The 20,343-nt window shown below is 63.6% G+C and carries 20 protein-coding genes and 1 pseudogene; 4 read left to right on the forward strand and 17 right to left on the reverse strand.

Annotated elements, in window-relative coordinates; all coding sequences use genetic code 11:
* Positions 1-29: 29 nt before the first annotated feature.
* From ACSQ3E_RS25900 to ACSQ3E_RS25910, 3 genes are all read left to right on the forward strand, one after another.
* Complete coding sequence (locus ACSQ3E_RS25900; protein ID WP_436124856.1) at positions 30-1,358, forward strand: ABC transporter substrate-binding protein; 1,329 nt, start codon at positions 30-32, stop codon at positions 1,356-1,358.
* Positions 1,359-1,421: 63 nt separating this feature from the next.
* Entirely contained in the window at positions 1,422-2,258 is an 837-nt protein-coding gene (locus ACSQ3E_RS25905; protein WP_310323987.1) for an ABC transporter ATP-binding protein, read from the forward strand.
* A 76-nt stretch (positions 2,259-2,334) separates the two neighbouring features.
* Positions 2,335-3,570: a phenylacetate--CoA ligase family protein gene (locus ACSQ3E_RS25910; RefSeq protein ID WP_436124857.1), complete on the forward strand. Its 1,236-nt coding sequence runs from the start codon at positions 2,335-2,337 to the stop codon at positions 3,568-3,570.
* A 99-nt stretch (positions 3,571-3,669) separates the two neighbouring features.
* Here ACSQ3E_RS25910 and ACSQ3E_RS25915 read toward each other — a convergent pair whose 3' ends face one another.
* The 9 genes from ACSQ3E_RS25915 to ACSQ3E_RS25955 all read right to left on the reverse strand — a co-directional run bounded on the left by ACSQ3E_RS25915 (position 3,670) and on the right by ACSQ3E_RS25955 (position 12,303).
* Entirely contained in the window at positions 3,670-5,067 is a 1,398-nt protein-coding gene (locus ACSQ3E_RS25915; RefSeq protein ID WP_436124858.1) for an NAD(P)(+) transhydrogenase (Re/Si-specific) subunit beta, read from the reverse strand.
* A 1-nt stretch (position 5,068) separates the two neighbouring features.
* Positions 5,069-5,491 (reverse strand): proton-translocating transhydrogenase family protein, encoded by a 423-nt coding sequence (locus ACSQ3E_RS25920; protein WP_432288986.1) that lies wholly within the window; start codon positions 5,489-5,491, stop codon positions 5,069-5,071.
* Positions 5,491-6,831, reverse strand: coding sequence for a Re/Si-specific NAD(P)(+) transhydrogenase subunit alpha (locus tag ACSQ3E_RS25925; RefSeq protein WP_436124859.1), 1,341 nt, complete (start codon positions 6,829-6,831; stop codon positions 5,491-5,493). The genes ACSQ3E_RS25920 and ACSQ3E_RS25925 overlap by 1 nt, the downstream gene beginning before the upstream one ends.
* Positions 6,832-7,033: 202 nt before the next feature.
* Positions 7,034-7,834 (reverse strand): ABC transporter ATP-binding protein, encoded by an 801-nt coding sequence (locus tag ACSQ3E_RS25930; RefSeq protein WP_310323999.1) that lies wholly within the window; start codon positions 7,832-7,834, stop codon positions 7,034-7,036.
* Between the two features lie 55 nt (positions 7,835-7,889).
* Positions 7,890-8,666 carry an ABC transporter permease gene (locus tag ACSQ3E_RS25935; RefSeq protein WP_310324001.1) on the reverse strand — a complete coding sequence of 259 codons (777 nt, stop codon included), beginning with the start codon at positions 8,664-8,666 and terminating at the stop codon, positions 7,890-7,892.
* Positions 8,667-8,730: 64 nt separating this feature from the next.
* Positions 8,731-9,723: an ABC transporter substrate-binding protein gene (locus ACSQ3E_RS25940; RefSeq protein ID WP_436124860.1), complete on the reverse strand. Its 993-nt coding sequence runs from the start codon at positions 9,721-9,723 to the stop codon at positions 8,731-8,733.
* Between the two features lie 342 nt (positions 9,724-10,065).
* Positions 10,066-11,064, reverse strand: a complete 999-nt coding sequence (locus tag ACSQ3E_RS25945) for a CobW family GTP-binding protein (RefSeq protein ID WP_436124861.1) — start codon at positions 11,062-11,064, stop codon at positions 10,066-10,068.
* A gap of 2 nt (positions 11,065-11,066) precedes the next feature.
* Positions 11,067-11,534 carry a RidA family protein gene (locus ACSQ3E_RS25950; protein ID WP_067967501.1) on the reverse strand — a complete coding sequence of 156 codons (468 nt, stop codon included), beginning with the start codon at positions 11,532-11,534 and terminating at the stop codon, positions 11,067-11,069.
* Positions 11,535-11,559: 25 nt separating this feature from the next.
* A complete protein-coding gene (locus ACSQ3E_RS25955) occupies positions 11,560-12,303 on the reverse strand; it encodes a GntR family transcriptional regulator (RefSeq protein ID WP_310324013.1) in 744 nt (247 codons plus the stop codon).
* A gap of 245 nt (positions 12,304-12,548) precedes the next feature.
* Between ACSQ3E_RS25955 and ACSQ3E_RS25960 the strand changes: the two genes are divergently transcribed.
* Positions 12,549-13,916, forward strand: coding sequence for a cytosine deaminase (locus ACSQ3E_RS25960; protein ID WP_436124862.1), 1,368 nt, complete (start codon positions 12,549-12,551; stop codon positions 13,914-13,916).
* A 66-nt stretch (positions 13,917-13,982) separates the two neighbouring features.
* On the opposite strand, the gene ACSQ3E_RS25965 is transcribed toward ACSQ3E_RS25960, so the two are convergent.
* From ACSQ3E_RS25965 to ACSQ3E_RS26000, 8 genes and pseudogenes are all read right to left on the reverse strand, one after another.
* On the reverse strand, positions 13,983-14,972 hold the full coding sequence (locus ACSQ3E_RS25965; protein ID WP_310324018.1) for an isochorismatase family protein: 990 nt from the start codon (positions 14,970-14,972) through the stop codon (positions 13,983-13,985).
* Positions 14,972-15,169 (reverse strand): 2-hydroxymuconate tautomerase, encoded by a 198-nt coding sequence (locus tag ACSQ3E_RS25970; protein ID WP_018431063.1) that lies wholly within the window; start codon positions 15,167-15,169, stop codon positions 14,972-14,974. The genes ACSQ3E_RS25965 and ACSQ3E_RS25970 overlap by 1 nt, the downstream gene beginning before the upstream one ends.
* A gap of 1 nt (position 15,170) precedes the next feature.
* Positions 15,171-15,851 (reverse strand): resolvase, encoded by a 681-nt coding sequence (locus ACSQ3E_RS25975; protein WP_436124863.1) that lies wholly within the window; start codon positions 15,849-15,851, stop codon positions 15,171-15,173.
* Positions 15,848-17,197, reverse strand: a complete 1,350-nt coding sequence (locus ACSQ3E_RS25980; protein ID WP_436124864.1) for a dihydroorotase — start codon at positions 17,195-17,197, stop codon at positions 15,848-15,850. The genes ACSQ3E_RS25975 and ACSQ3E_RS25980 overlap by 4 nt, the downstream gene beginning before the upstream one ends.
* The gene (locus tag ACSQ3E_RS25985; protein ID WP_310324029.1) at positions 17,194-18,081 is read right to left on the reverse strand and encodes a dipicolinate synthase subunit DpsA; all 888 of its coding nucleotides are present in this window, start codon (positions 18,079-18,081) and stop codon (positions 17,194-17,196) included. The genes ACSQ3E_RS25980 and ACSQ3E_RS25985 overlap by 4 nt, the downstream gene beginning before the upstream one ends.
* Positions 18,078-19,166: an NAD/NADP octopine/nopaline dehydrogenase family protein gene (locus tag ACSQ3E_RS25990; protein ID WP_310324032.1), complete on the reverse strand. Its 1,089-nt coding sequence runs from the start codon at positions 19,164-19,166 to the stop codon at positions 18,078-18,080. The genes ACSQ3E_RS25985 and ACSQ3E_RS25990 overlap by 4 nt, the downstream gene beginning before the upstream one ends.
* A 164-nt stretch (positions 19,167-19,330) precedes the next feature.
* A complete protein-coding gene (locus ACSQ3E_RS25995) occupies positions 19,331-19,762 on the reverse strand; it encodes a GlcG/HbpS family heme-binding protein (protein WP_310324034.1) in 432 nt (143 codons plus the stop codon).
* Between the two features lie 10 nt (positions 19,763-19,772).
* Positions 19,773-20,343, reverse strand: a pseudogene (locus ACSQ3E_RS26000) (malate synthase G); the annotation flags it as partial.

Here is a 20,343-nt window from a genome sequence, read left to right on the forward strand (position 1 = left end):
AAATGCAAACAAGTAGGGAGGAGAACGTCATGTCACTCAAGAACTGGTTATACGCACTTTCCGCAACAGCAGTGCTGACCTTGCCGGCCGTCCACGACGCGCAGGCCGAGGACTCGATCTATGTGCCGCTGTTCACCTACCGTACCGGGCCCTTCGCCGGCTCCGGCACGCCGATCGCCAACGGCATGCACGACTATTTGACACTGCTCAACGAGCGCGACGGCGGCATCGGCGGCGTCAAGCTGATCGTCGAGGAATGCGAGACCGGCTACGACACCAAAAAGGGCCTCGAATGTTATGAATCGGTGAAGCCCAAGAAGCCCGTCATCGTCAATCCGTGGTCGACCGGCATCACCCTGCCGCTGATTCCCAAGGCCGCCGTGGACAAGATCCCCGTGCTGTCGATGGCCTACGGCTTGTCGGCCTCGGCCAAGGGCGACACCTTCCCCTGGATCTTCAACCCGCCGGCGACCTACTGGGACGGCTTCACCCAGATCCTGCAATACATCGCGACACAGGAAGGCGGTGGCGTCGAGAAGCTCAAGGGCAAGAAGATCGGCTACATCTACCTCGACGCCAGCTTCGGCCGCGAGCCGCTTCCGCTGATCGAACAGCTGTCGAAGGAACTCGGCTTCGAAGCCAAGCTTTACCCGGTGGCTGCCGCCGACATGCAAAACCAGTCGTCGCAATGGCTGAGCGTCCGCCGCGACAAGCCCGACTACATGATCCTCTATGGCTGGGGCGCGCTGAACGCCACCGCCGTCAAGGAAGCGGTCAAGACCAACTACCCGATGGAGAAGTTCATCTCGATCTGGTGGCCGAGCGAGGATGACGCCAAGGGCGCCGGCGATGGCGCCAAGGGCTTCAAGACGCTGAACTGGCATGCCGTGGGCGCGGACTTCCCGCTGCTCGCCGACATCCAGAAGCACGTCGTCGATGCCGGCAAGAGCCAGGTCTCGGGCAAGGACAAGGTCGGCCAGGTCCTCTACAACCGCGGCATCTACAATTCGATGCTGATTGCCGAGGCGATCCGCAAGGCCCAGGAAATCACCGGCAACAAGGTCGTTACCGGCGAGGACGTCCGCCGCGGGCTCGAAGGCCTCAACATCGACGACGCCAGGCTCAAGGAAATCGGCCTCGAAGGCTTCACCAGCGCGGTCAAGCTCTCCTGCGCCGACCACAACGGCCACTTCTCGACCTTCGTCCAGAGCTGGAACGGCACCACCTACGAGAAGGTCTCCGACTACATCGCGCCGCTGAGCGACAAGGTCGGTCCGCTGCTCGACGCCGATGCCAAGGCCTATGCCGAAAAGAACGCGCCGTGGCCCGCCCGTTCCGAGGCCTGCGACGCCTCCTGAGGCCTACCCTGAACCCCGTCCCTTCCCCATCAGGGGAAGGGACAATGCCCCCGGAGCTTGCTGATGTCTGAACATGCTTCCAAAGCGGTCGAGCCGGCCCGGCCGATGCTGTCGGTCAACAACATCGAGGTGATCTACGATCACGTCATCCTCGTCCTAAAGGGCGTGTCGCTTGATGTGCCCCAAGGCGGCATCGTCGCCATACTTGGTGCCAATGGCGCCGGCAAGACAACGACGCTGAAGGCGATCTCCAACCTGCTCAGGGCCGAGCGCGGCGAAGTCACCAAGGGTTCGATCGAGTTCGACGGCGACCGCGTCGACCGGCTCAGCCCGAACGAATTGGTGCGGCGCGGCTGCATCCAGGTGATGGAAGGCCGCCACTGCTTCGGCCATCTCAGCATCGAGGAGAACCTGCTCACCGGCGCCTTTACGCGTCGCGACGGCAACCGCGCCATCCGCGACGATCTCGACATGATCTATGACTATTTCCCGCGGCTGAAGCAGCGCCGGTCGTCGATGGCCGGCTATACCTCCGGCGGCGAGCAGCAGATGTGCGCCATCGGCCGCGCCATGATGAGCCGACCCAAGATGATCCTGCTCGACGAGCCATCGATGGGCCTCGCGCCCCAGGTCGTCGACGAGATCTTCGAGATCGTCAAGGACCTGAACAGCAAGCAGGGCGTGTCGTTCCTGGTGGCCGAGCAGAACACCAACATGGCGCTGAAATACGCCACCTATGGCTACATCATGGAGACCGGCCGCGTCGTCATGGATGGCGACGCCGCTTCCCTGCGCGACAATGAAGACGTCAAGGAATTCTATCTCGGCATTGGCGGCGAGGGTCGCAAGTCGTTCCGCGAGGTCAAGAGCTACAAGCGGCGCAAGCGCTGGCTGGCGTGATCTTTTCCTAGCAGCGCGGCCAAGCCTCAACCGGGCGGGCGCGCTTGCCCCTCGTTCAAACTCCAGGTGAACCATGGTGACGAACGCACATTACGATGCCGGGGAAACCCAAGATCCGGCAGCCCGCGAGGCGGCACTTTTTGCCCGGTTGCGTTCGCTTCTCGAAGGCGCGCTATCCGCAACGCCTGCCTTGCGCCAGCAGCTCGAAGGAATTGCGTCGGACAGCTTCGTCGACCGCAGTTCCCTGCAGCTGGTGCCAGTCATCCGCAAGGGCGACCTGCTGACCTTGCAAGCCGAGAACCCACCCTTTGCCGGCCTCACACCCATCAGGCCCGGCGCACTCAAGCGCCTGCTCGTATCCCCCGGTCCGATCTTCGATCCCGAGGGGCGCGGCGACGATTGGTGGGGATCCGCGCGCGCCCTGTTCGCGTCAGGCATGCGCCGGGAAGACGTCGTCCACAACGCCTTCAGCTATCACCTGACGCCGGGTGGGCACATGATGGAAGCCGGCGCGCACGCGCTTGGCTGCGCGGTGATCCCGGCGGGTGTCGGCAACACCGAGCAACAGGTCGAGGCCATCACGGTGCTGAAGCCGACAGGCTACATCGGCACGCCGGATTTTCTCAAGATCCTGCTCGACCGCATCGTGGCGTCAGGTGCTGCCAGCCCATTCCGCCATGCCCTGGTTTCGGGGGCCGCATTTCCGGCCTCACTGCAGCAGGAAATCGCCGGCGCCGGCATCGATGCCTATCAGGCTTACGCCACTGCAGAGCTCGGCGTCGCCGCCTATGAAACGGCGGCGCGCTCCGGCCTCGTCGTCAATGAAGGCCTGATCGTCGAGATCGTGCGCCCGGGTACCGGTGAGGCGGTCGCCGACGGCGATGTCGGCGAAGTCGTGGTTACCCGGCTGAGCCCGGAATACCCCCTGCTGCGTTTCGGCACGGGCGACCTCTCGCGTGTCCTGCCCGGCCAGAGCGCCTGCGGCCGCACCAACATGCGGCTCGCCGGCTGGATGGGCCGCGCCGACCAGCGCACCAAGGTCAAGGGCATGTTCGTCGACCCGGCCCAGATCGCAGCGATCGGCCGGAAATTCCCAGCCCTTGGCCGCCTTCGCCTCGTCGTCAGCCGCGAGGCCGAGCAGGACGTCATGCTGCTGAAAGCCGAAGCCAGCTCAACCGATGGCGAACTGCAAGCGGAACTCGAAGCAGCATTGCAGGCCGCGACTAAGATGCGCGGCGGCGTCGAGATCGTCGCTCCCGGCAGCCTGCCGAACGACGGCAAGGTCATCGCCGACGAGCGGCCTGTTGAATAATCTACGGCAGAAGCTCGCGAGCACCCGCCGTCTGTAGAAAAAAGCCCAGCTCACGCCGGGCTTTTGTTTGTCTTGGGTGCGGATGTCCGAGCTGTTGGCTCAGTGATCCATGGCCTTGACGATTTCTTCGGTCATCTTCTTGGCGTCGCCGAGCAGCATCATGGTGCCGTCCTTGTAGAACAGCGTGTTGTCGATGCCGGCATAACCTGAACCGAGCGAGCGCTTGACGAACAGGCAGGTGCGGGCCTTGTCGACGTCGAGGATCGGCATGCCGTAGATCGGCGAGCTCTTGTCGTCACGCGCCGACGGGTTGGTGACGTCGTTGGCGCCGATGACGTAAGCGACGTCGGCCTGCGAGAACTCGCTGTTGATGTCCTCGAGTTCGAAGACCTCGTCATAAGGCACGTTGGCCTCGGCGAGCAGCACGTTCATGTGGCCGGGCATGCGGCCGGCGACCGGGTGGATGGCGTACTTGACCTCGACGCCATTGGCCTTGAGCTTGTCGGCCATCTCGCGCAGCGCATGCTGGGCCTGGGCGACAGCCATGCCGTAGCCCGGCACGATGATGACCTTCTGGGCGTTCATCATCAGATAGGCCGCGTCGTCGGCAGCACCCGTCTTGACCGTGCGCTGGATGCCGTCGTCGACAGCTGCCGCCGTCTCGCCGCCGAAGCCGCCAAGGATGACCGAGATGAACGAGCGGTTCATGCCCTTGCACATGATGTAGGACAGGATCGCACCAGACGAGCCAACCAGCGCGCCGGTGATGATCAGCGCGAGATTGCCGAGCGTGAAGCCGAGGGCTGCTGCCGCCCAACCCGAATAGGAGTTGAGCATCGACACGACCACCGGCATGTCGGCGCCGCCGATCGGGATGATCAAGAGCACGCCGAGGACAAGCGAGAGCGCCACGATCAGCCAGAAGATGGTGGTCGACTGGGTGGTGACCAACAGCACGATCAGCACGACCAGGCCGATGCCGAGTGCTGCGTTGATCAGGTGGCGGGCCGGCAGCATGATCGGCTTGCCCGACATGCGGCCATCGAGCTTGAGGAAGGCGATGACCGAGCCGGTGAAGGTGATGGCGCCGATGGCAACGCCAAGGCTCATCTCGACAAGCGCCTGGCCATGGATGGCGCCGACGGCACCGATGCCGAAGCTTTCGGGTGCATAGACGGCGGCAGCCGCCACCATGACGGCGGCCAAACCGACGAGGCTGTGGAAGGCAGCGACCAGCTGCGGCATCGAGGTCATGGCGATGCGGCGCGCGGTAACCGCACCGACACCGCCGCCAATGGCGAGGCCGAGCACGATCAGGCCGAGGCCGGTCGCGGACGGCTTGGCCAGCGCCAGCGTGGTGACGATGGCAATACCCATGCCGACCATGCCGTAGGTGTTGCCCTTGCGCGACGTGGTCGGATGCGACAGGCCGCGCAGGGCCAGGATGAACAGGATGCCGGAGACGAGGTAGAGGAAGGAAGCGAGGTTCAGGGTCACGTCACTTGTCCTTCTTCTTGTACATCGCCAGCATGCGCTGGGTGACGAGGAAGCCGCCGAAGATGTTGACCGAGGCCAGCACCAGGGCGACGAAGCCGAAGCCGGTGGCAAGGCCGGAGGCGGCGATGCCGACGGCGAGCAGCGCACCGACCACGATGACCGAGGAAATCGCGTTGGTGACGGCCATCAGCGGCGTGTGCAGAGCCGGTGTCACCGACCAGACGACGTAATAGCCGACGAAGATCGCCAGAACGAAGATGGCGAAGCGGAACACGAACGGGTCGATCGCACCGCCTGACACAGCATGCGCCGCATTGCCGGCAGCTTCCGCCGCACCTTCTGATGTGGCGAGATCCTGGACGCCGAGCCGGACGGCGGCGACCGCCTGGTCAAGCTGGTCGAGGGCTTTCTGAAGACCTTCCATCACGCGTCTCCCTCAGATGACGTCTTGGCGCCGGCGCTTGGGGCCGACTTCTTGGCAGCGGGCTTTTTCGCAGCGGCCGGTTTGTCCGATTTGGCGGCGGCCGGTTTCTTCGCTGCTGCCTTGGCAGGTGCAGCACCATCGCTCGCCGGATCGTCGCCGCGGTTCTGGCCCGGCACGATCGGTTTTGGCTTGTCCGCTGCCGCAGCCGCATTGGCGAAGTTGGGATGAACCACCTTGCCGCCGTCGGTCAGCATGGTCGCCTTGACCAGCTCGTCGTCGCGGTTGATGGCGATCTGCTTGGTGGTCTTGTCGACCATGGTCTCGAGGAAGGCGAACAGGTTCTTGGCGTAAAGCAGCGAGGCAGACGCCGCGACACGGCCCGGCACGTTGAGATGGCCGACGATCTTTGCCCCGTTGGCTGTCGTGACGACCTTGCCCGGCACCGCGCCCTCGACATTGCCGCCGCGCTCGACGGCGAGGTCGACAAGCACCGAACCCGGCTTCATCGAGGCAACCATTGCCGCGGACACCAGCTTTGGCGCCGGACGGCCCGGGATGAGTGCCGTGGTAATGACGATGTCCTGCTTGGCGATGTGCTCGGCGGTCAAAGCCGCCTGCTTCGCCTGGTACTCCTTGGACATCTCCTTGGCGTAGCCGCCGGCGGTCTCGGCGGCCTTGAACTCCTCGTCCTCGACGGCGAGGAACTTTGCGCCGAGCGAGGCGACCTGCTCCTTCACAGCCGGACGCACGTCGGTGGCCGTCACGATCGCGCCCATGCGGCGTGCGGTGGCGATCGCCTGTAGGCCGGCAACGCCGACGCCCATGATGAACACCTTGGCAGCAGGAACCGTGCCGGCCGCCGTCATCATCATCGGCAGCGCCCGGTCATATTCGGCGGCACCGTCGATGACCGCCTGGTAGCCGGCGAGGTTTGCCTGCGACGACAGCACGTCCATCACCTGGGCTCGGGTGATGCGCGGCATGAACTCCATGGCGAACGCCGTCACACCGGCCTTGGCCATCGCGGCAACCGCCGCATCATTGCCGTAGGGATCCATGGTGGCCAGCACCGCGGCACCTTGCTTGTAGCCCTTGACCTCGGCCTCCGAAGGACGGCGCACCTTCAGCACGACATCGGCCTTGGCGGCATCGCCGGCTTTGCCGATGACAGCACCGACCGCCGCATAATCGGCATCGGGAATGCGCGACAAGGTGCCGGCACCCGTCTCGACAACCACCGCAAAACCAAGACCCACAAGGCGTTTCACCGTATCCGGCGAAGCACCTACACGGCTCTCAATCGCATCCAACTCTCTGGGTATGAATATCGTCCCGGACATCCGAGGTCTCCGCGCAAATGTTCGTCCGCCGGGAAATTTCCCGGCGACGCTGATGCCGTTACTGCAGTATTCGCCGATTTGACGGATCGGCCGAACCGACTAGAGAGCCGCGCGTCCATGTAGAGGCGCCAAGGATGCCGCAAAGCGTGGAAGCCGTGCTTGATCCTATCCGAAAATCGGTTCCGATATTCGGACTGCTGGTTTAGTGAGCGACGAGAATGCCCTTGGCCTCGAAGATCGCCCGGATCTGCCGGACATAGCCGTGGTAGTCCTTGTCCTCGTGGGTCTTGCTCCACTGGCGCGGACGCGGCAGGTCGATCTTGAGGTCGAGGTCGACACGGCCGGGACGGGGCGACATCACCAGGACGCGGTCGGCCAGGAACACGGCCTCGTCGATGCCATGGGTGATGAACAGCACCGTGTTGCGCAGGCGCAGCCACATCGACTGCAAATCCATGATCATCTGTTCGCGGGTCAGCGCGTCGAGCGCACCGAAGGGCTCGTCCATCAGAAGCAGGCCCGGTTCCTGGATCAGCGCCCGGCAGATCGCCACGCGCTGGCGCATGCCGCCGGATAGCTCGGAGGGATACTTGTTGCCGAAGCCCTTGAGCCCGACCTGGGCAAGCAGCTCCTCGGCACGCGCCCGGTACCTCGCGACATCGAGCTTCTTGATCTCGATCGGCAGCAGGATGTTGTCGAGCACTGTGCGCCAGTAGAGCAGAAGGTCGGACTGAAACACAACGCCGGTCTTCGGGTGTGGCCTGGAGACGCCGTCGCCGTCGATGGCGATGCTGCCGGTCGAGGCTGGCGTCAGGCCGGCGAGAAGCGAGAGCAGCGTGCTCTTGCCGCAACCGCTGGGACCGACCACCGCGACGAAGCTGCCGGGTTCGATCTTGAGATCGATCTTGTCGAGGGCGAGGACATCATCGTCCTCGCGTGTCTTGTAGATCTTGGAAAGCCGCGAAATGTCGACCGCCGCGCCCATCTGGGTAGTGGCACTCATGGGATTGCCTCACTGAACCTGTTGTCGTTGCTCGGCCGCACCGGCGGCCGGCTGATTACTTGGCGGCGTCGCGCTTGTAGGTGACGCGGGCTTCGATCGTGTCGATGATGAAGTAGAGCATCACGCCGAGCCCGGAGATCGTCACAACGGTGGCAAAGTTGAGCGTCGTGTCGAACAGCGAGTTGGCTTGCAGCTGCAGGTAGCCGAGGCCGCGTTCGGCAGCGACATACTCGCCGATGACCGCACCGATGACTGCCAGCGACACCGCAACCTTGAAGCCGCCGAAGATGTTGGGCAAGGCTGCCGGCAGACGGACCTTGAAGAAGGTTTGCCACTCGCTGGCGCCCATCGAACGGACGAGATTGACCAGGTTCTTGTCGAGCGACTGCAGGCCGACCACCGTCGAGATGACGATCGGGAAGAACGAAATCAGGAATGCCAGCGTGATCTTGGGTGCCCAGCCATAGCCGAGATAGAGCACCAGGAGCGGCGCCAGCGCCACCTTGGGCACGGTCTGCAGCGCCACCAGGATCGGGTAGATGGCGCGTTCGAAAGCCTTGGAATAGAAGATCGCCAGCGCCAGCGGCATGCCGACCAGCACGCCCATGGCAAATCCCGCAACCACTTCGAACAGCGTGACATAGGCGTGGGAGGCGAGCAACGGCAGCTCGTTGACGATCCGCTTGGCAATTGCCAGCGGCGTCGGCAGGACAAACTCCGAAAGCCCGGACCAGGGAACCAGAACTTGCCATGCGCCGAGCAGCACTACCGCCAGGATGAGCGCCGAATAGCGCTCGAGCCATGGCCCTCGTGATTTCTTCTTGCTGCTCATGCCCTTGCCTTGCTTTTTCTGCGCCTGAGCGGCGCCGATTACATCCGTGCTCGCCACCGTAGCCTCACTGCGTCAGAAGTTCATTGGTATAAAAAGACGACATCGGCTTGGCGTCGCCGATTTCCTCGACACTGCCGATCAGCTTGATGGCGTCTGCAATCGCTTTTTCGTCGATGTACCCGATCGGCGTACCGGCGGGCGAATGGATCGATGCCGAGGTCGCCTCGATCTGCTGCTGCACGACCTTGTCGGAAGGTCCGGCCTGCCAGACCGCCTTGAGCGCGGCGGTGGCAGCAACCGGGTCGGCACGGGTCAGCTCGATGGCCTTGGCGTTGGCAGCCAGGAAACTCCTGAGTGCCGGCCCCTTCTTGGCAATGCCATCATCGCTGGCGACGACCGCCATGCCGGGCACGGCAAGACCGAATTCGGTGAGGTCCAGGGTTGGGAACTTGGTGCCGGTCTTGTCTTCCAGCACCGGCAGGTCGTTGGTCTTGTAGACGCTGACGACGTCGACCTGCTTCTGCAGGAACTGCGGCACGCGCGACTGCGAGTCCATCTGGACCTTGGAGACCTTGGCGCAGTCGATCTTGTTGATCTCGCAGAACGCGCCGAGATAGGAGGTGCCGGTCTCGCCGACGGCGTGCGCAATGGTCTTGCCTTCGAGATCCTTCGGGGTCATCACTGCCTTGTCGGGGTGCGAGATCAACGCAATCGGCGACTCCGGCTGATACAGCGCGATGATCTTGACCGGCATGCCCTTCTGGATCGCGGAGATGGCGAAGATGCCGGGCAGGATGACAGCGTCTTCCTGGCCTTGGATGAGCGAGCCGAGTGCTGCCTGCGAACCGGCACCTTCGCCGAGCTTCAGCGTCACACCAGCGTCCTTGTAGAGCCCCTTCTGCTCGCCGAGATAGAAGAAGCCGTATTCGCCCTTGAGCTTCCAGCTGAAGCGGACGTTGACGTCTTCCGCCATGGCGCTGTGACTGGCAAGAACGGTAGCGACGGCGGCTGTGGCGACAAGCGCCGTGCCGCGAATGAGACCTGTGGCGTACAACATTTCTCTCCTCCCTAAAGAGCACCTTTCAGGCGCCCCAATGGCCCGAAGGCCTGCCTCTCTCCCCGGAACAAAGCGCGACAGCCTTCGCTCTCGATCTTCATTCTTGATCTCATAGTGTGATCACATTTGATGATTGTCAAGCGATGAATCGGATCAGGCAGCGCACGAATTTGCATGCTCAATCGAAGCGTTGCCGCGAATTCCCTGCCGCTGCGGCAAGCATCGGAAATTGCTGGCGGATTCACCACGCGTCGAGACGACGCAACCTCACCCGCTCCGGGCGAGGCACATTCACAAGTCGGCAAACGGCCCAAGATCGCCTGAAAAATGAAGCGTGCCGGATCAGTCCGCAGCGGCGAAGGTATCAGGCAACGAGCGCTCGATGGCGCTGCGGTTAAGGTTGCGCGCGATGAAAACCAGCCAGCCGCGGGGCATGCCCTCCGGCCAGCGCGGCAGATACTCGGGCGGATACATCACGTGCTGGACACCATGGATGACCACCGGGCGCGGGTCGCCCCTGACCGGCAGAAGTCCTTTCACACGAAGGATCGATTGGCCGCGTCCGGCGAGCAGCAATTCCAGCCAATCGACGAAGGACGGCCAGTCGACTTCGTTGTCAATCTCGACGGTGAAGGTCTCGATGCCATCGCTGTGGCGGCCAGGCATCGGCGTATCGGCCATTTCGAAATGGCGCGGCTCCCAGCTGTCGTCTTGGTCGAAGATGTCGGCTGCAACCGGCATGCTTGCCCGGCTTGAAACAAGCTGTCGTACCCGAGGGTTGACCTTACCGACATCCTGGGCGAGCGCATCCAGCCGCCAGGGTTCGACAAGATCCGACTTGGTGATGACCACACAATCGGCCAGCGCCACTTGCTGCACGGCTTCGGCGAAACTGCCGATGGAATTGGCGCCACTGACGCCGTCGACGGTGGCAACGATACTGCCCGCCCGATAGCCGCGGCGGAGCTGAAGGTCGCTCATTACCGCCTGCATGATCGGCGCGGGGTCGGCGAGGCCCGTGGTCTCCACCACGACCCGGCGGAACGGCGCCACCTCGCCACGGCGGACCATCGCCAGAAGGTCCGCCAGAGTGGAAACGAGATCATCTCGCACGGCACAGCACAGACAGCCCGACGACAGCAAAACCGCGTCCTCGGACACTTCCCGCACCAGAAGATGGTCGAGCCCGACCTCGCCGAACTCGTTGATGATCACGGCAGTGTCGGCGAGATCAGGTTCGCCGAGCAGATGCCGCAGGAACGTCGTCTTGCCGCTGCCGAGGAAGCCGGTCAGCACGTGGACCGGAATTCGGTCGTCGGTCGCGGAAGCGGCAGGCAGCACGGTCAGTTGACCTCGAAGATGGCGTCTACCTCGACGGGAACGTTGCGCGGCAGCGAGTAGCAGCCGACGGCGGCGCGGGCATGGCGGCCGGCCTCGCCGAACACCTCGACCATCAGATCGGAAGCGCCGTTGATGACCTTGGGGTGATCCTTGAAGTCGGGTTCGGCATTGACGAAGCCGCCGAGGCGGATGACGCCAACGACACGGTCGAGATCACCGTCGAGCGCCTGCTTGAGCTGGGCCAGGATGTTGACGGCGCAGAGCCGCGCTGCGGCCTGGCCTTCCTCGACGGTGAAATCGGACCCGAGCTTGCCGGTGAACTTGTCCTTGCCGCCTTCAGCTGGGACCTGGCCCGAAACATAGACCTGGTTGCCCAGGCGGCGGGCGGGCACGTAGTTGGCGGCGGGCGCCACCGTCGCCGGCAGGCTGATGCCCAGGCGAGCAAGGTTCTGTTCAACTTTTCCCACCATGGCGGGATCCTCCCAGATCGTGATGTCAGTAATCGAATTGAATATCCGCCCCCTGCGCGAAAGGCAGTTCGATGCCTTGCGAGCCGGCGACGCTGAGCAGCGCCTTGCAGGTGGTGCGGATGTCGTGGACGATGCCCTTCTTGGCAGCGCTGGCGTTGCCTTCCTTCAAGGCGGCAAGGATGTCCTCGTGGTCCGAGGCGTTCCACGGCATCGAGGGGATCAGCAGCGACATGTACATGGTCGGGCCGAACTGCAGCCACAGCGACTCGATCAGCGGCATCAGCACGTCGGATGCAGCCGCCTCATAGAGCGTGAAATGGAATTTCTGGTTGGACGACAGGCAGTTCAGAATGTCGCGCTTTTCGATTGCCACCAGCAGCTGCTTGTTGATCGCGGCAAGTTCGCTGATCAGTGCTGGGGTCGCCTTCTTCGCGGCAAGCTCGGCGGCCATGCCTTCGAGCATCTCGCGCACGGCGAAAAGGTCGCTGAGCTTTTCCGGGCTCAGCCTGGGCACGCGCACCGAACCGCCCTTGGTTTCCTCAAGCGCATTGGCCGCCACCAGGCGGCTCAGCACCTCGCGAACCGGCATCGGGCTGGTGCCGAAACCGGCAGCCAGCTTGCGCAGGCTCATCACCTGGCCGGGCAGGAATGCGCCGACCATCAGGCCGCGGCGCATGTAGCGCAGCACATGTCCGTGGACATGGCCGCGCTCCTTCTTGGGCGCGTCACTGCTGCCGTTGCCGGCATCCTCAGTCTTATCTATCCGCACTCTGCTTCTCCGCCTCTCGCAAGCTCCTCAAGAATTGCGCTGTACGAGGAACGGCGTCTGGCGGCGAGCTGCCGCATACAGTCGCCGGCCGGGGGCAGAAGTTGACAGGCCGCAATCTGTGATCTCATATTGTGATCAATAAATGATCTTGACCGGAACGGCAACCATTAACTGCCCTGCCGTTTGACCGAGAACACCGCGGCAGCCCGACGCGCCGTCACATCCGCCCATCCGGAGACCCGTCCATGAACGCACCTGCCTTCGACCAGCCTGCCCTGCGCGACCAGATCGCCAACGGCGCCGGGCTGGGCCGTTACATCTTGCGCAATGTGCGTCTCGACAGTGCAGTGGCAAAAACTGGTACCGTCGATGCCACAGGGTACTTTCTAGCTGACGTGACAGTAGAGCACGGCAAGATACTGGCAACAACTGCTGCGCGCAGCCGTTCCATCGAAACCAGCGACGACAGCGCGATTTCGATCGATGCCGGCGGTCGGGTCGCCCTCCCCACCTTCGTCGACTGCCACACCCATCTCGACAAGGGTCATATCCTGCCGCGAACGCCGGCAGCCAACGGCACGTTCGATGGCGCGTTGGCGGCCACGCGCGCCGATCGTACGGCCAACTGGTCGGCCAGCGATGTCACCAGGCGCATGGATTTCGCGCTGCGCTCGGCGTTCCACTACGGCACGGCGGCCATGCGCACGCACATCGACTCACAGCCTCCGCAAGACGACATTTCCTGGCCTGCCTTCATGGAACTCAAACAACACTGGCGTGGCCGCATCGACTTGCAGGCGTCATGCCTGTTTCCCATCGACATGGCCCGCGACGATGCATTTCTCGAGCGTATCGCACGCCATGTCGCCGCTGCCAGCGGTACACTCGGGGCGGTCGCTTATCCGGCTCCCGACATCGACCATCTGCTCGACCTGATGTTCCGGAAAGCCCAGCAACATGGCCTCAACCTCGACTTCCATGCCGACGAGACCGCGAATCCCAAAGCCGATGGACTGCGCCGTATCGCCGAGGCCGCGATGCGATCGTCGTTTGGCGGTCAGGTGCTGGTCGGCCATTGCTGTTCGCTGGCAATGCAGGACGAAGCCAATGTCGAGGCCACACTCGACAAGGTCGCTACAGCGGGTGTCGCCGTCGTGTCGCTGCCGACCTGCAACCTCTATCTTCAGGACCGTCGCCAGGACGGCACGACGCCAAAGTGGCGCGGCGTGACCCTGCTGCACGAGATGAAGCGGCGCGGCATCCCGGTAGCACTTGCCTCAGACAACACGCGCGACCCGTTCCATTCCTATGGCGATCTCGACATGCTGGACACCTATCGGCTCGGCACGCGCGTCCTGCATCTCGACCATCCTGCCGGCGACTGGATCAGGGCCGTGACCACGACCCCGGCAGGCATCATGGGGCTCGATGGCAGAGGCAGCATCGCCGAGGGCCATGCCGCCGATTTCATCCTGTTTGAGGGCCGGTCCTTGTCGGAAGTGCTGTCGCGCGCCGAAAGCAATCGCATCGTCGTTCGCAACGGCGCGCCGATTACGACGTCGTTGCCCGCTTATGTCGAGCTAGACGGGCTTGAGGGTATGGCACCCGACTAAACGAGGAGCCAGAACAAAAAAAGGCCGCCGGAAACGGCGGCCTTTTCGTATCCGTACAATGCGCGATCAGGCAGTGGCGCCGACCTGGTAGAGCTCGACCTTGGTGCCGTCGGGGTCGGCGATGTAGATCGTCAGACCGTAAGGCCCGTCATGCAGGTCGGTGAAGTACTTCACGCCGGCCTTCTTCAGCTTGGCGTCCATGGCGCGGACGTCATTGACCTCAAATGCGATGTGGTCGAGCTGGCGATGATCCGACGTCTTGCCATGGATCAGCGCGATACCCTGATGGAAGGCGGTGAACGGACGGCCATCGGCCAGCGGCTTGGCCGGCCGGATCGTGAAGCCGAGCTGATTGGTATAGAAGGCGACCGACGTGTCGATGTCGTTGACCATGATCAGCTGGTGGCCGTAGTTGGTGACGCGCGGCTTGACCTGCTCGCCGATCCAGTCGAGCACTTCGGACGAGGGGGCGATCTCGCAGAAATACTGCTTCCACACCTGCTTGGCGGTGGCTTCCCACTCGGCATTGACACCGGACACGCAGTCATCGACGGCAATGACGTCGAGGTCGCGAAGATAGGCTTCGCGGATCGAGGTCTCGACGCAGGCATTGGTGGTGGCACCGGTGACGAACAGGTGCTGAGTGCCAAGCATCTTCAGCATCATCTCGAGCCGCGTCTCGTAGAACGCGCCGAAGCGGTGCTTGCGGATGACGAAGGCAGGGTCGAAATCGGCCAGCGGCTTCAGCTCGTCGATGATCTGCTCGTCCCAGCTGCCGGCCAGCGCCGACACCTGCTTGCGGCGGGCGGTGTGGCCGAGCAACTTCTTCTTGGCACGGTTCTGGTCGATCGCGAAGTGTTCCTGCATCGTCCAGATGACCGGAATGCCGGTGTCCTGGCAGCGCTTGATCAGCTTGGCCAGCGGCGGCACGATCGACGACAGGCGCTTGGTGTCGACGCCCGAAACGCCGAGCGTGCCCTTCTCATGGATGAAGGCGTTCTGCAGGTCGATGACCAGCAGCGCCGACTTGCGGTAGTCGAGAACGTCCAGACCCATCACTTGTGCTCCACCATGTCTATGCCGAGCACGCCGCCGCGGCCCCAGCTGTCCTTGGGCGTTTCGTGGATGACCACGTGCAGGTGATCGGGCTTGCAGGCGGCCTCTTCGACCATGGCCTTGGTGATGGCTTTGACGAGGTTGCGCTTCTGCTCGACAGTGCGCCCCTCCCACATCTCTACGACGACGAATGGCATCTTATTTCTCCTCTCTTTCGCTGGGCATGGCGCCGGAGGCCCAGACGGGCACGGCGGGCGCAAAGCCCGAAACCAGGTCGTTGTTGGCCCGATCAGTGCCGCAGAGCAGCCACAGCGGGCGGTTCGAATAGTTGACCAGCACCTGCTCTTCCATGCAGGTGCGGTTGGCCGGATGGTCAGCATTACGATCGAAACGGCTCGTCGCCGGCATCAGCCTGATGACATAGAGCGGGTCGGCCGGATCGAAACCGTCGAGTGCAGCTGGGCCCAACTTCTCCAGCCCGAAGACCCTCACCGAAAACTCGCCGCTGCCGAATGCCACCAGCACGACGGCGCCTGCGAGCGGCGTCACCGGCCAGTAGCGGCCTTCGCTCCCGGCGTTCAGAAACCCGGCGTAGCTGCCCGCCTCGGCAAACAGCTCGCTGTCCCACAGGATGATGTCGGGACCGATGACGCTCCGCGCGGCGTCAATAACGACCTGGCTCTCGCACAGGTCGAGAAAGCTCCATGGATCGGTAAGGCCGATGACATGGCCCCACGGATTGTGGATCCCCGACAACCGCTCCTGGCGGATCGTCGCCTTGCGGGCAACGATGCTTGCGACGGCTTCGCACACCGGCAACCGCGCCGGTGTCAGCGAAATCCGGCCGGCCAGGTCCAGCTGATCGGGGCTTGGTGTCATGACGGCAGGGTCACGCAGCGGCCGCGGCCGTAGTTGGTGTCGGCGACCACACCGTTTTCGTAGACGACATCGCCGCGCGCCACCGTCATCACCGGCCAGCCCTTAAGCTTCCAGCCTTCATAGATGCATGTGCCCTTGCCGGTGTGGGTGACCGTGCGCTCTTCGTCGAGGTCGACCAGCACGAGGTCGGCGTCGAAGCCGACATCGATGTGGCCCTTGCGCGGCCACAGGCCGAAACGACGCGCCGGATTGAACGAGTTGAGCTCGACAAGGCGGCTGAGCGGCAGCCCGCGCTGGTGCACGCCGAAATGCAGCATCAGCGACAGCTCCCACGGGAAGCTGACGACACCGGGGAATTCCGTCCACAAATCCTCAAGCTTCTTGGGCAGGAACGGCACGTGGTCGGTACCGAGGCTGTAGACCGAACCGTTGAGCATGCCGGCCCACAGGCCTTCGAGCTCGTTGCGGTCGCGCAGCGGCGGCGAGATCTTGGCGCGCATGTCGAGATCTTCGTCATAGCAGGTGCGCGTCAGGTAGTGCGGGCAGGTCTCGACGGTGACATGCACGCCACGTGCCTGCGCCTCGGCGGCAAGAACCGGGCCCATGCCGACCGAAGTGTGGACCAGATGCAGCGAGCAGCCGGTCTTCTCGGCGAGGAAAATCATGCGGCGGATGGTCTCGACCTCGCAGAAGGCAGGGCGCGATTCCGTATAGGCGCCGAGATCCTGGCGGCCGGTCGCGGCGATCTCCTTCTTGATCCACGAGGCGATCTGGGTGTTTTCGCAATGGACATTGATGACGCCACCGGGGATCTTCGACAGGATACGCATCGCCGCATAGACCCAGCCGTCGGTCGCCGGCACGATGCCGATCGGATTGTCGGGCTCGTAGCCGAAATAGCACTTGAACGACTTCACGCCGGTCTTGGCGACGATCTCCGGGATCTCGGCAATGTGCTCTTCGCGCTGGACGCCGAAGTGGAAGCCGAAGTCAATGACCGAGTTCTCCTCGCCCAGCGCCTTCCGCTCCTCGTAGAACGGCAAGTAGGATTCCTTGAGGTTGCGGATGTAGAGCAGCGCGGTGGTCACACCACCCGAAGCGGCAGCTGCCGTTTCAGTGCGCATGTCCTCGGCGAAGGGAAATTTCACGCCGAGATGGCAGTGCGGATCGATCAGGCCCGGCATCAGCACCCGGCCTTCGGCATCGATGGTGCGGGTCGCATCGGGCAGCGACTCGTCCGATCCGGTCAGGACGATCTTGCCGTCCTTGACCGCGACGCCGCCGTGGAATTCGCCGTCGTGGCGAACCACCCGTGCGTTCTTGATGACCAGATCCGCTTTCATCATTTCTGCTCCAGTATGCCTTCAATGCGTCGGACAATGCCGCTCCACTGGCTGCGGCCGACAGTGATCGGCGCGCGTGCGCCCATGCCGCGCGCCCAGACGGTTTTCAGCCCCAGTTCGGCCGCGGCCTCCCTGTCGATGGTGCCGGGGGGCGCCGCGACATCGACCAGCAGCGCATGCTTTGGCAAAAGCACCAGCTGTTCGCGTTCGAGCAGCCGCTTGGGCACGCTGCCGATGACGATGTCCATCTTCGGCAGGTATTCAGGCAATTGTTCGAGCGTCAGCGATTCAGCACCCGCCGCATAAGCGGCGGCGCGCTGCACCGGGTTACGCGCTGCGACGTGGACATGGGCGCCGAGCGCCAACAGCGTGTTGGTCAAAAGCGAGCCGATGGTGCCCTGCCCGACAAGGCAGATGTTGGATTTATGGATAGTGATCTGGGTATTTTCGATGATCACCTTGAGCACGCCCTCGACGATCGCCGGGCCGCGCAGCAGCATCAGGTCGACGTCCCACTCATACTCGTGCAGCGCGATGCCGAGTTCCGCGCAATGGCCCTTCAGATTGGCATCGCCCCAGCCGAGAATGATGTGGCCGGGCTTGCGCATGCCCTCCAGCATCTCGCGCGTTGGGATGATCTTTTCCGGGCACTTCGGCGCAAACAGGGCACCTTCGGCGGTGATACCGGGGATCGGGAACAGTGCGATATCGGCACCTTTCAGCGCGTCGGCGGCATCCTTGGCGTGATAGACGCCCTCGATGCCCTCATCCGGCCAGGGAAAACCATAAGCACGGACGGTGGCGCCGGCGCGGACGGCGCAGCGGGCAATCTCCTGTTCGCGGGCGTCGCCGGCAACGACGGCGATGACTGTGTTGTTCCAGCTCATTTCGCCCTCACCTTCTCTATGACCTGATCCCGGGACATGCCGGCGATGCCCATCGCCTCGGCGGTGCGGCCGCCCTTGCGATAATCGGTGCCGACGGCGATCTGCGCCAGGCTGTAGAGCGAATGCGCCACGGGCGTTTCGACGCCTGCGATCTTCGCGAATTCAAGGAAAGGCAGCAGGCCGTGGCCGAAATCTTCCTTGTAGTAGCGATACTCGAGCGAATCCGGACCCTTGATGCGCTTGTTGGCCTCGCCGCCGGCAATCGCGGCGCGGAAGTCGGAAGTGTCGATGACATCGGCCTCGACCGTGCCGAGCAGCTTCATCTCTTCGACAAGGTTGGGCAGATCATGCCCGAAGGCATTGGCCACCGCCAGCCGCTCGTCGTCGAGCTGCTTCATGACGCGGGCGACGCCAGGGGTCATGGCATCGACGTAGAAGGTGAAATTGCCGCCGGTCGCCTCGACCCAGGCGGCGGCAAGGACGGCCGCCGGCGGATGCAGGACCATGTTGACGTTGGAGAGGTCGGAAGCGATCACGTCAGCGACCGGGGTCAGACCCGGATATAGCTTGCCAGCGATTTCCAGCACCTCGGAGCCGCCCTTGAGTGCCGCTGCCTTGAGCTGCTTGGCGCGGCCGGAGACGGTGACGCCATCGGGGCGGTATTTGCGCGCGACATAGGTCAGCGTCGAGAACTCGACGACGGGCGGTGCCGCACGGCCGGTGCGCGAAAAAGTCTCGGCGAACTCAAGCGCGCCACCGGTGTGACCGGGGTTGAGCACAATTGGCTTGCCCGAGGACCAGCCGGCAGCGGCAAGCGCCGAGGCGATGGCCGAATGCGAAAAGGTCGGCAGGACGACGACCGCAACATCGACGCCATCGATTGCCGCCTTGAGGTCGGTGGTGATCAGCGCGGGCTTCGCCACGCCCTCGCCGAGCTTGCCTTCATAGGCGACGCCACCCAGCTTGACATGCGGCTCCAACGTCTCGGCCGAACGCGCCCAGAAATGGACGTCATGACCGGCCTGGACCAACTCTGCGACCGAGGCTGCACCGCCCGCGCCGGCTCCTAATACTGCAACTTTCATTCTCTCCTCCGGGGGCCGAAGTACGGCTATTTGGGCCGCACGACCTCATGCTCGAAACGGGTACTCCTCCCCATCCCTCGCGCCAATCGATTGTCATCAATCAGTTTGATCACACTTTATGATCACACTGGAAATTGTCAAGCAGAAGAATGCGCTTCCGCCACTCACGCAGCCTGATGCCTCAGCCCTGCCGCCTCGATGCCTGAAATGGCGGCGAGTTCGTCATTGTCGGATGTGTCGCCGGTGATGCCGACAGCGCCGAGCAGCTTGCCCGATGCGTCGCGGATCAGCACGCCGCCCGGAACCGGCACGATCCTGCCGCCGGAGACGGCGTTGAGCCCTTCCATGAAGTGCGGGCGCTCCTTGGCGGTCTGGTCGAGCCAGCGCGACCCCATGCCGACAGCGAGCGCTCCATAGGCCTTGCCCGAGGCGATCTCGTAGCGCAGCATCGAGGCGCCATCCTGCTTCTGGAACGCCTTGAGGTGGCCGCCTGCATCGAGCACAGCGACAGTCAGCGGCTTCATCTTCACTTCCGATCCCTTAGCGAATGCGGCTTCGATGATGGCGTTGGCCTTGGCGAGTGTCAGTTCGGACATGTTTGCTTCCTCAATTCGTAATCTTGGGTCGTGACGCGATGCGGCGCTGCTTCGCCTTGAGCTCGAGCCTGCGCTTGTGGAGGACCGGTTCGGTGTAGCCGTTGGGCTGGGCGCGGCCTTCGAAGACGAGATCGCAGGCGGCGCGGAAGGCGGTCGACTGGTCGAACTCGGGTGCCATCGGCTTGTAGAGCGGATCGCCGACATTCTGCCGGTCGACGATCGCTGCCATGCGCTGAAGCGAATCCATCACCTGGATGTGCGAGCACACGTCATGGCGCAGCCAGTTGGCGATGTGCTGGGACGAGATGCGCAAGGTGGCGCGATCTTCCATCAGCCCGACGTCGTTGATGTCGGGAACCTTTGAACAGCCGACACCCTGGTCGATCCAGCGCACGACATAACCCAGGATGCCCTGCGCGTTGTTGTCGAGCTCGCGCTGGACCTCGTCCGGCGTCCAGTTGGGACGCACGACAACAGGCACCGACAGGATGTCGTCGAGGCGCGCCTTGGGCCGGCTCTTCAGCTCAGCCTGCACCTGGTGCACGTCGACCTTGTGGTAGTGGGTAGCATGCAAGGTAGCT

Origin of the sequence: Aminobacter sp. LjRoot7 (assembly GCF_964252895.1) — a bacterium.
GTDB classification, from domain to species: domain Bacteria; phylum Pseudomonadota; class Alphaproteobacteria; order Rhizobiales; family Rhizobiaceae; genus Aminobacter; species Aminobacter aminovorans_B.

What these genes read in the sequence shown, in the direction of transcription:
- ACSQ3E_RS25900 (WP_436124856.1), top strand. Translation starts at nt 30, where the DNA reads ATGTCACTCAAGAACTGGTTATACGCACTTTCCGCAACAGCAGTGCTG.
- ACSQ3E_RS25905 (WP_310323987.1), top strand. Translation starts at nt 1,422, where the DNA reads ATGTCTGAACATGCTTCCAAAGCGGTCGAGCCGGCCCGGCCGATGCTG.
- ACSQ3E_RS25920 (WP_432288986.1), bottom strand. Translation starts at nt 5,491, where the DNA reads ATGGAAGGTCTTCAGAAAGCCCTCGACCAGCTTGACCAGGCGGTCGCC.
- ACSQ3E_RS25925 (WP_436124859.1), bottom strand. Translation starts at nt 6,831, where the DNA reads ATGTCCGGGACGATATTCATACCCAGAGAGTTGGATGCGATTGAGAGC.
- ACSQ3E_RS25930 (WP_310323999.1), bottom strand. Translation starts at nt 7,834, where the DNA reads ATGAGTGCCACTACCCAGATGGGCGCGGCGGTCGACATTTCGCGGCTT.
- ACSQ3E_RS25935 (WP_310324001.1), bottom strand. Translation starts at nt 8,666, where the DNA reads ATGAGCAGCAAGAAGAAATCACGAGGGCCATGGCTCGAGCGCTATTCG.
- ACSQ3E_RS25940 (WP_436124860.1), bottom strand. Translation starts at nt 9,723, where the DNA reads ATGTTGTACGCCACAGGTCTCATTCGCGGCACGGCGCTTGTCGCCACA.
- ACSQ3E_RS25950 (WP_067967501.1), bottom strand. Translation starts at nt 11,534, where the DNA reads ATGGTGGGAAAAGTTGAACAGAACCTTGCTCGCCTGGGCATCAGCCTG.
- ACSQ3E_RS25960 (WP_436124862.1), top strand. Translation starts at nt 12,549, where the DNA reads ATGAACGCACCTGCCTTCGACCAGCCTGCCCTGCGCGACCAGATCGCC.
- ACSQ3E_RS25965 (WP_310324018.1), bottom strand. Translation starts at nt 14,972, where the DNA reads ATGGGTCTGGACGTTCTCGACTACCGCAAGTCGGCGCTGCTGGTCATC.
- ACSQ3E_RS25970 (WP_018431063.1), bottom strand. Translation starts at nt 15,169, where the DNA reads ATGCCATTCGTCGTCGTAGAGATGTGGGAGGGGCGCACTGTCGAGCAG.
- ACSQ3E_RS25975 (WP_436124863.1), bottom strand. Translation starts at nt 15,851, where the DNA reads ATGACACCAAGCCCCGATCAGCTGGACCTGGCCGGCCGGATTTCGCTG.
- ACSQ3E_RS25980 (WP_436124864.1), bottom strand. Translation starts at nt 17,197, where the DNA reads ATGATGAAAGCGGATCTGGTCATCAAGAACGCACGGGTGGTTCGCCAC.
- ACSQ3E_RS25985 (WP_310324029.1), bottom strand. Translation starts at nt 18,081, where the DNA reads ATGAGCTGGAACAACACAGTCATCGCCGTCGTTGCCGGCGACGCCCGC.
- ACSQ3E_RS25990 (WP_310324032.1), bottom strand. Translation starts at nt 19,166, where the DNA reads ATGAAAGTTGCAGTATTAGGAGCCGGCGCGGGCGGTGCAGCCTCGGTC.
- ACSQ3E_RS25995 (WP_310324034.1), bottom strand. Translation starts at nt 19,762, where the DNA reads ATGTCCGAACTGACACTCGCCAAGGCCAACGCCATCATCGAAGCCGCA.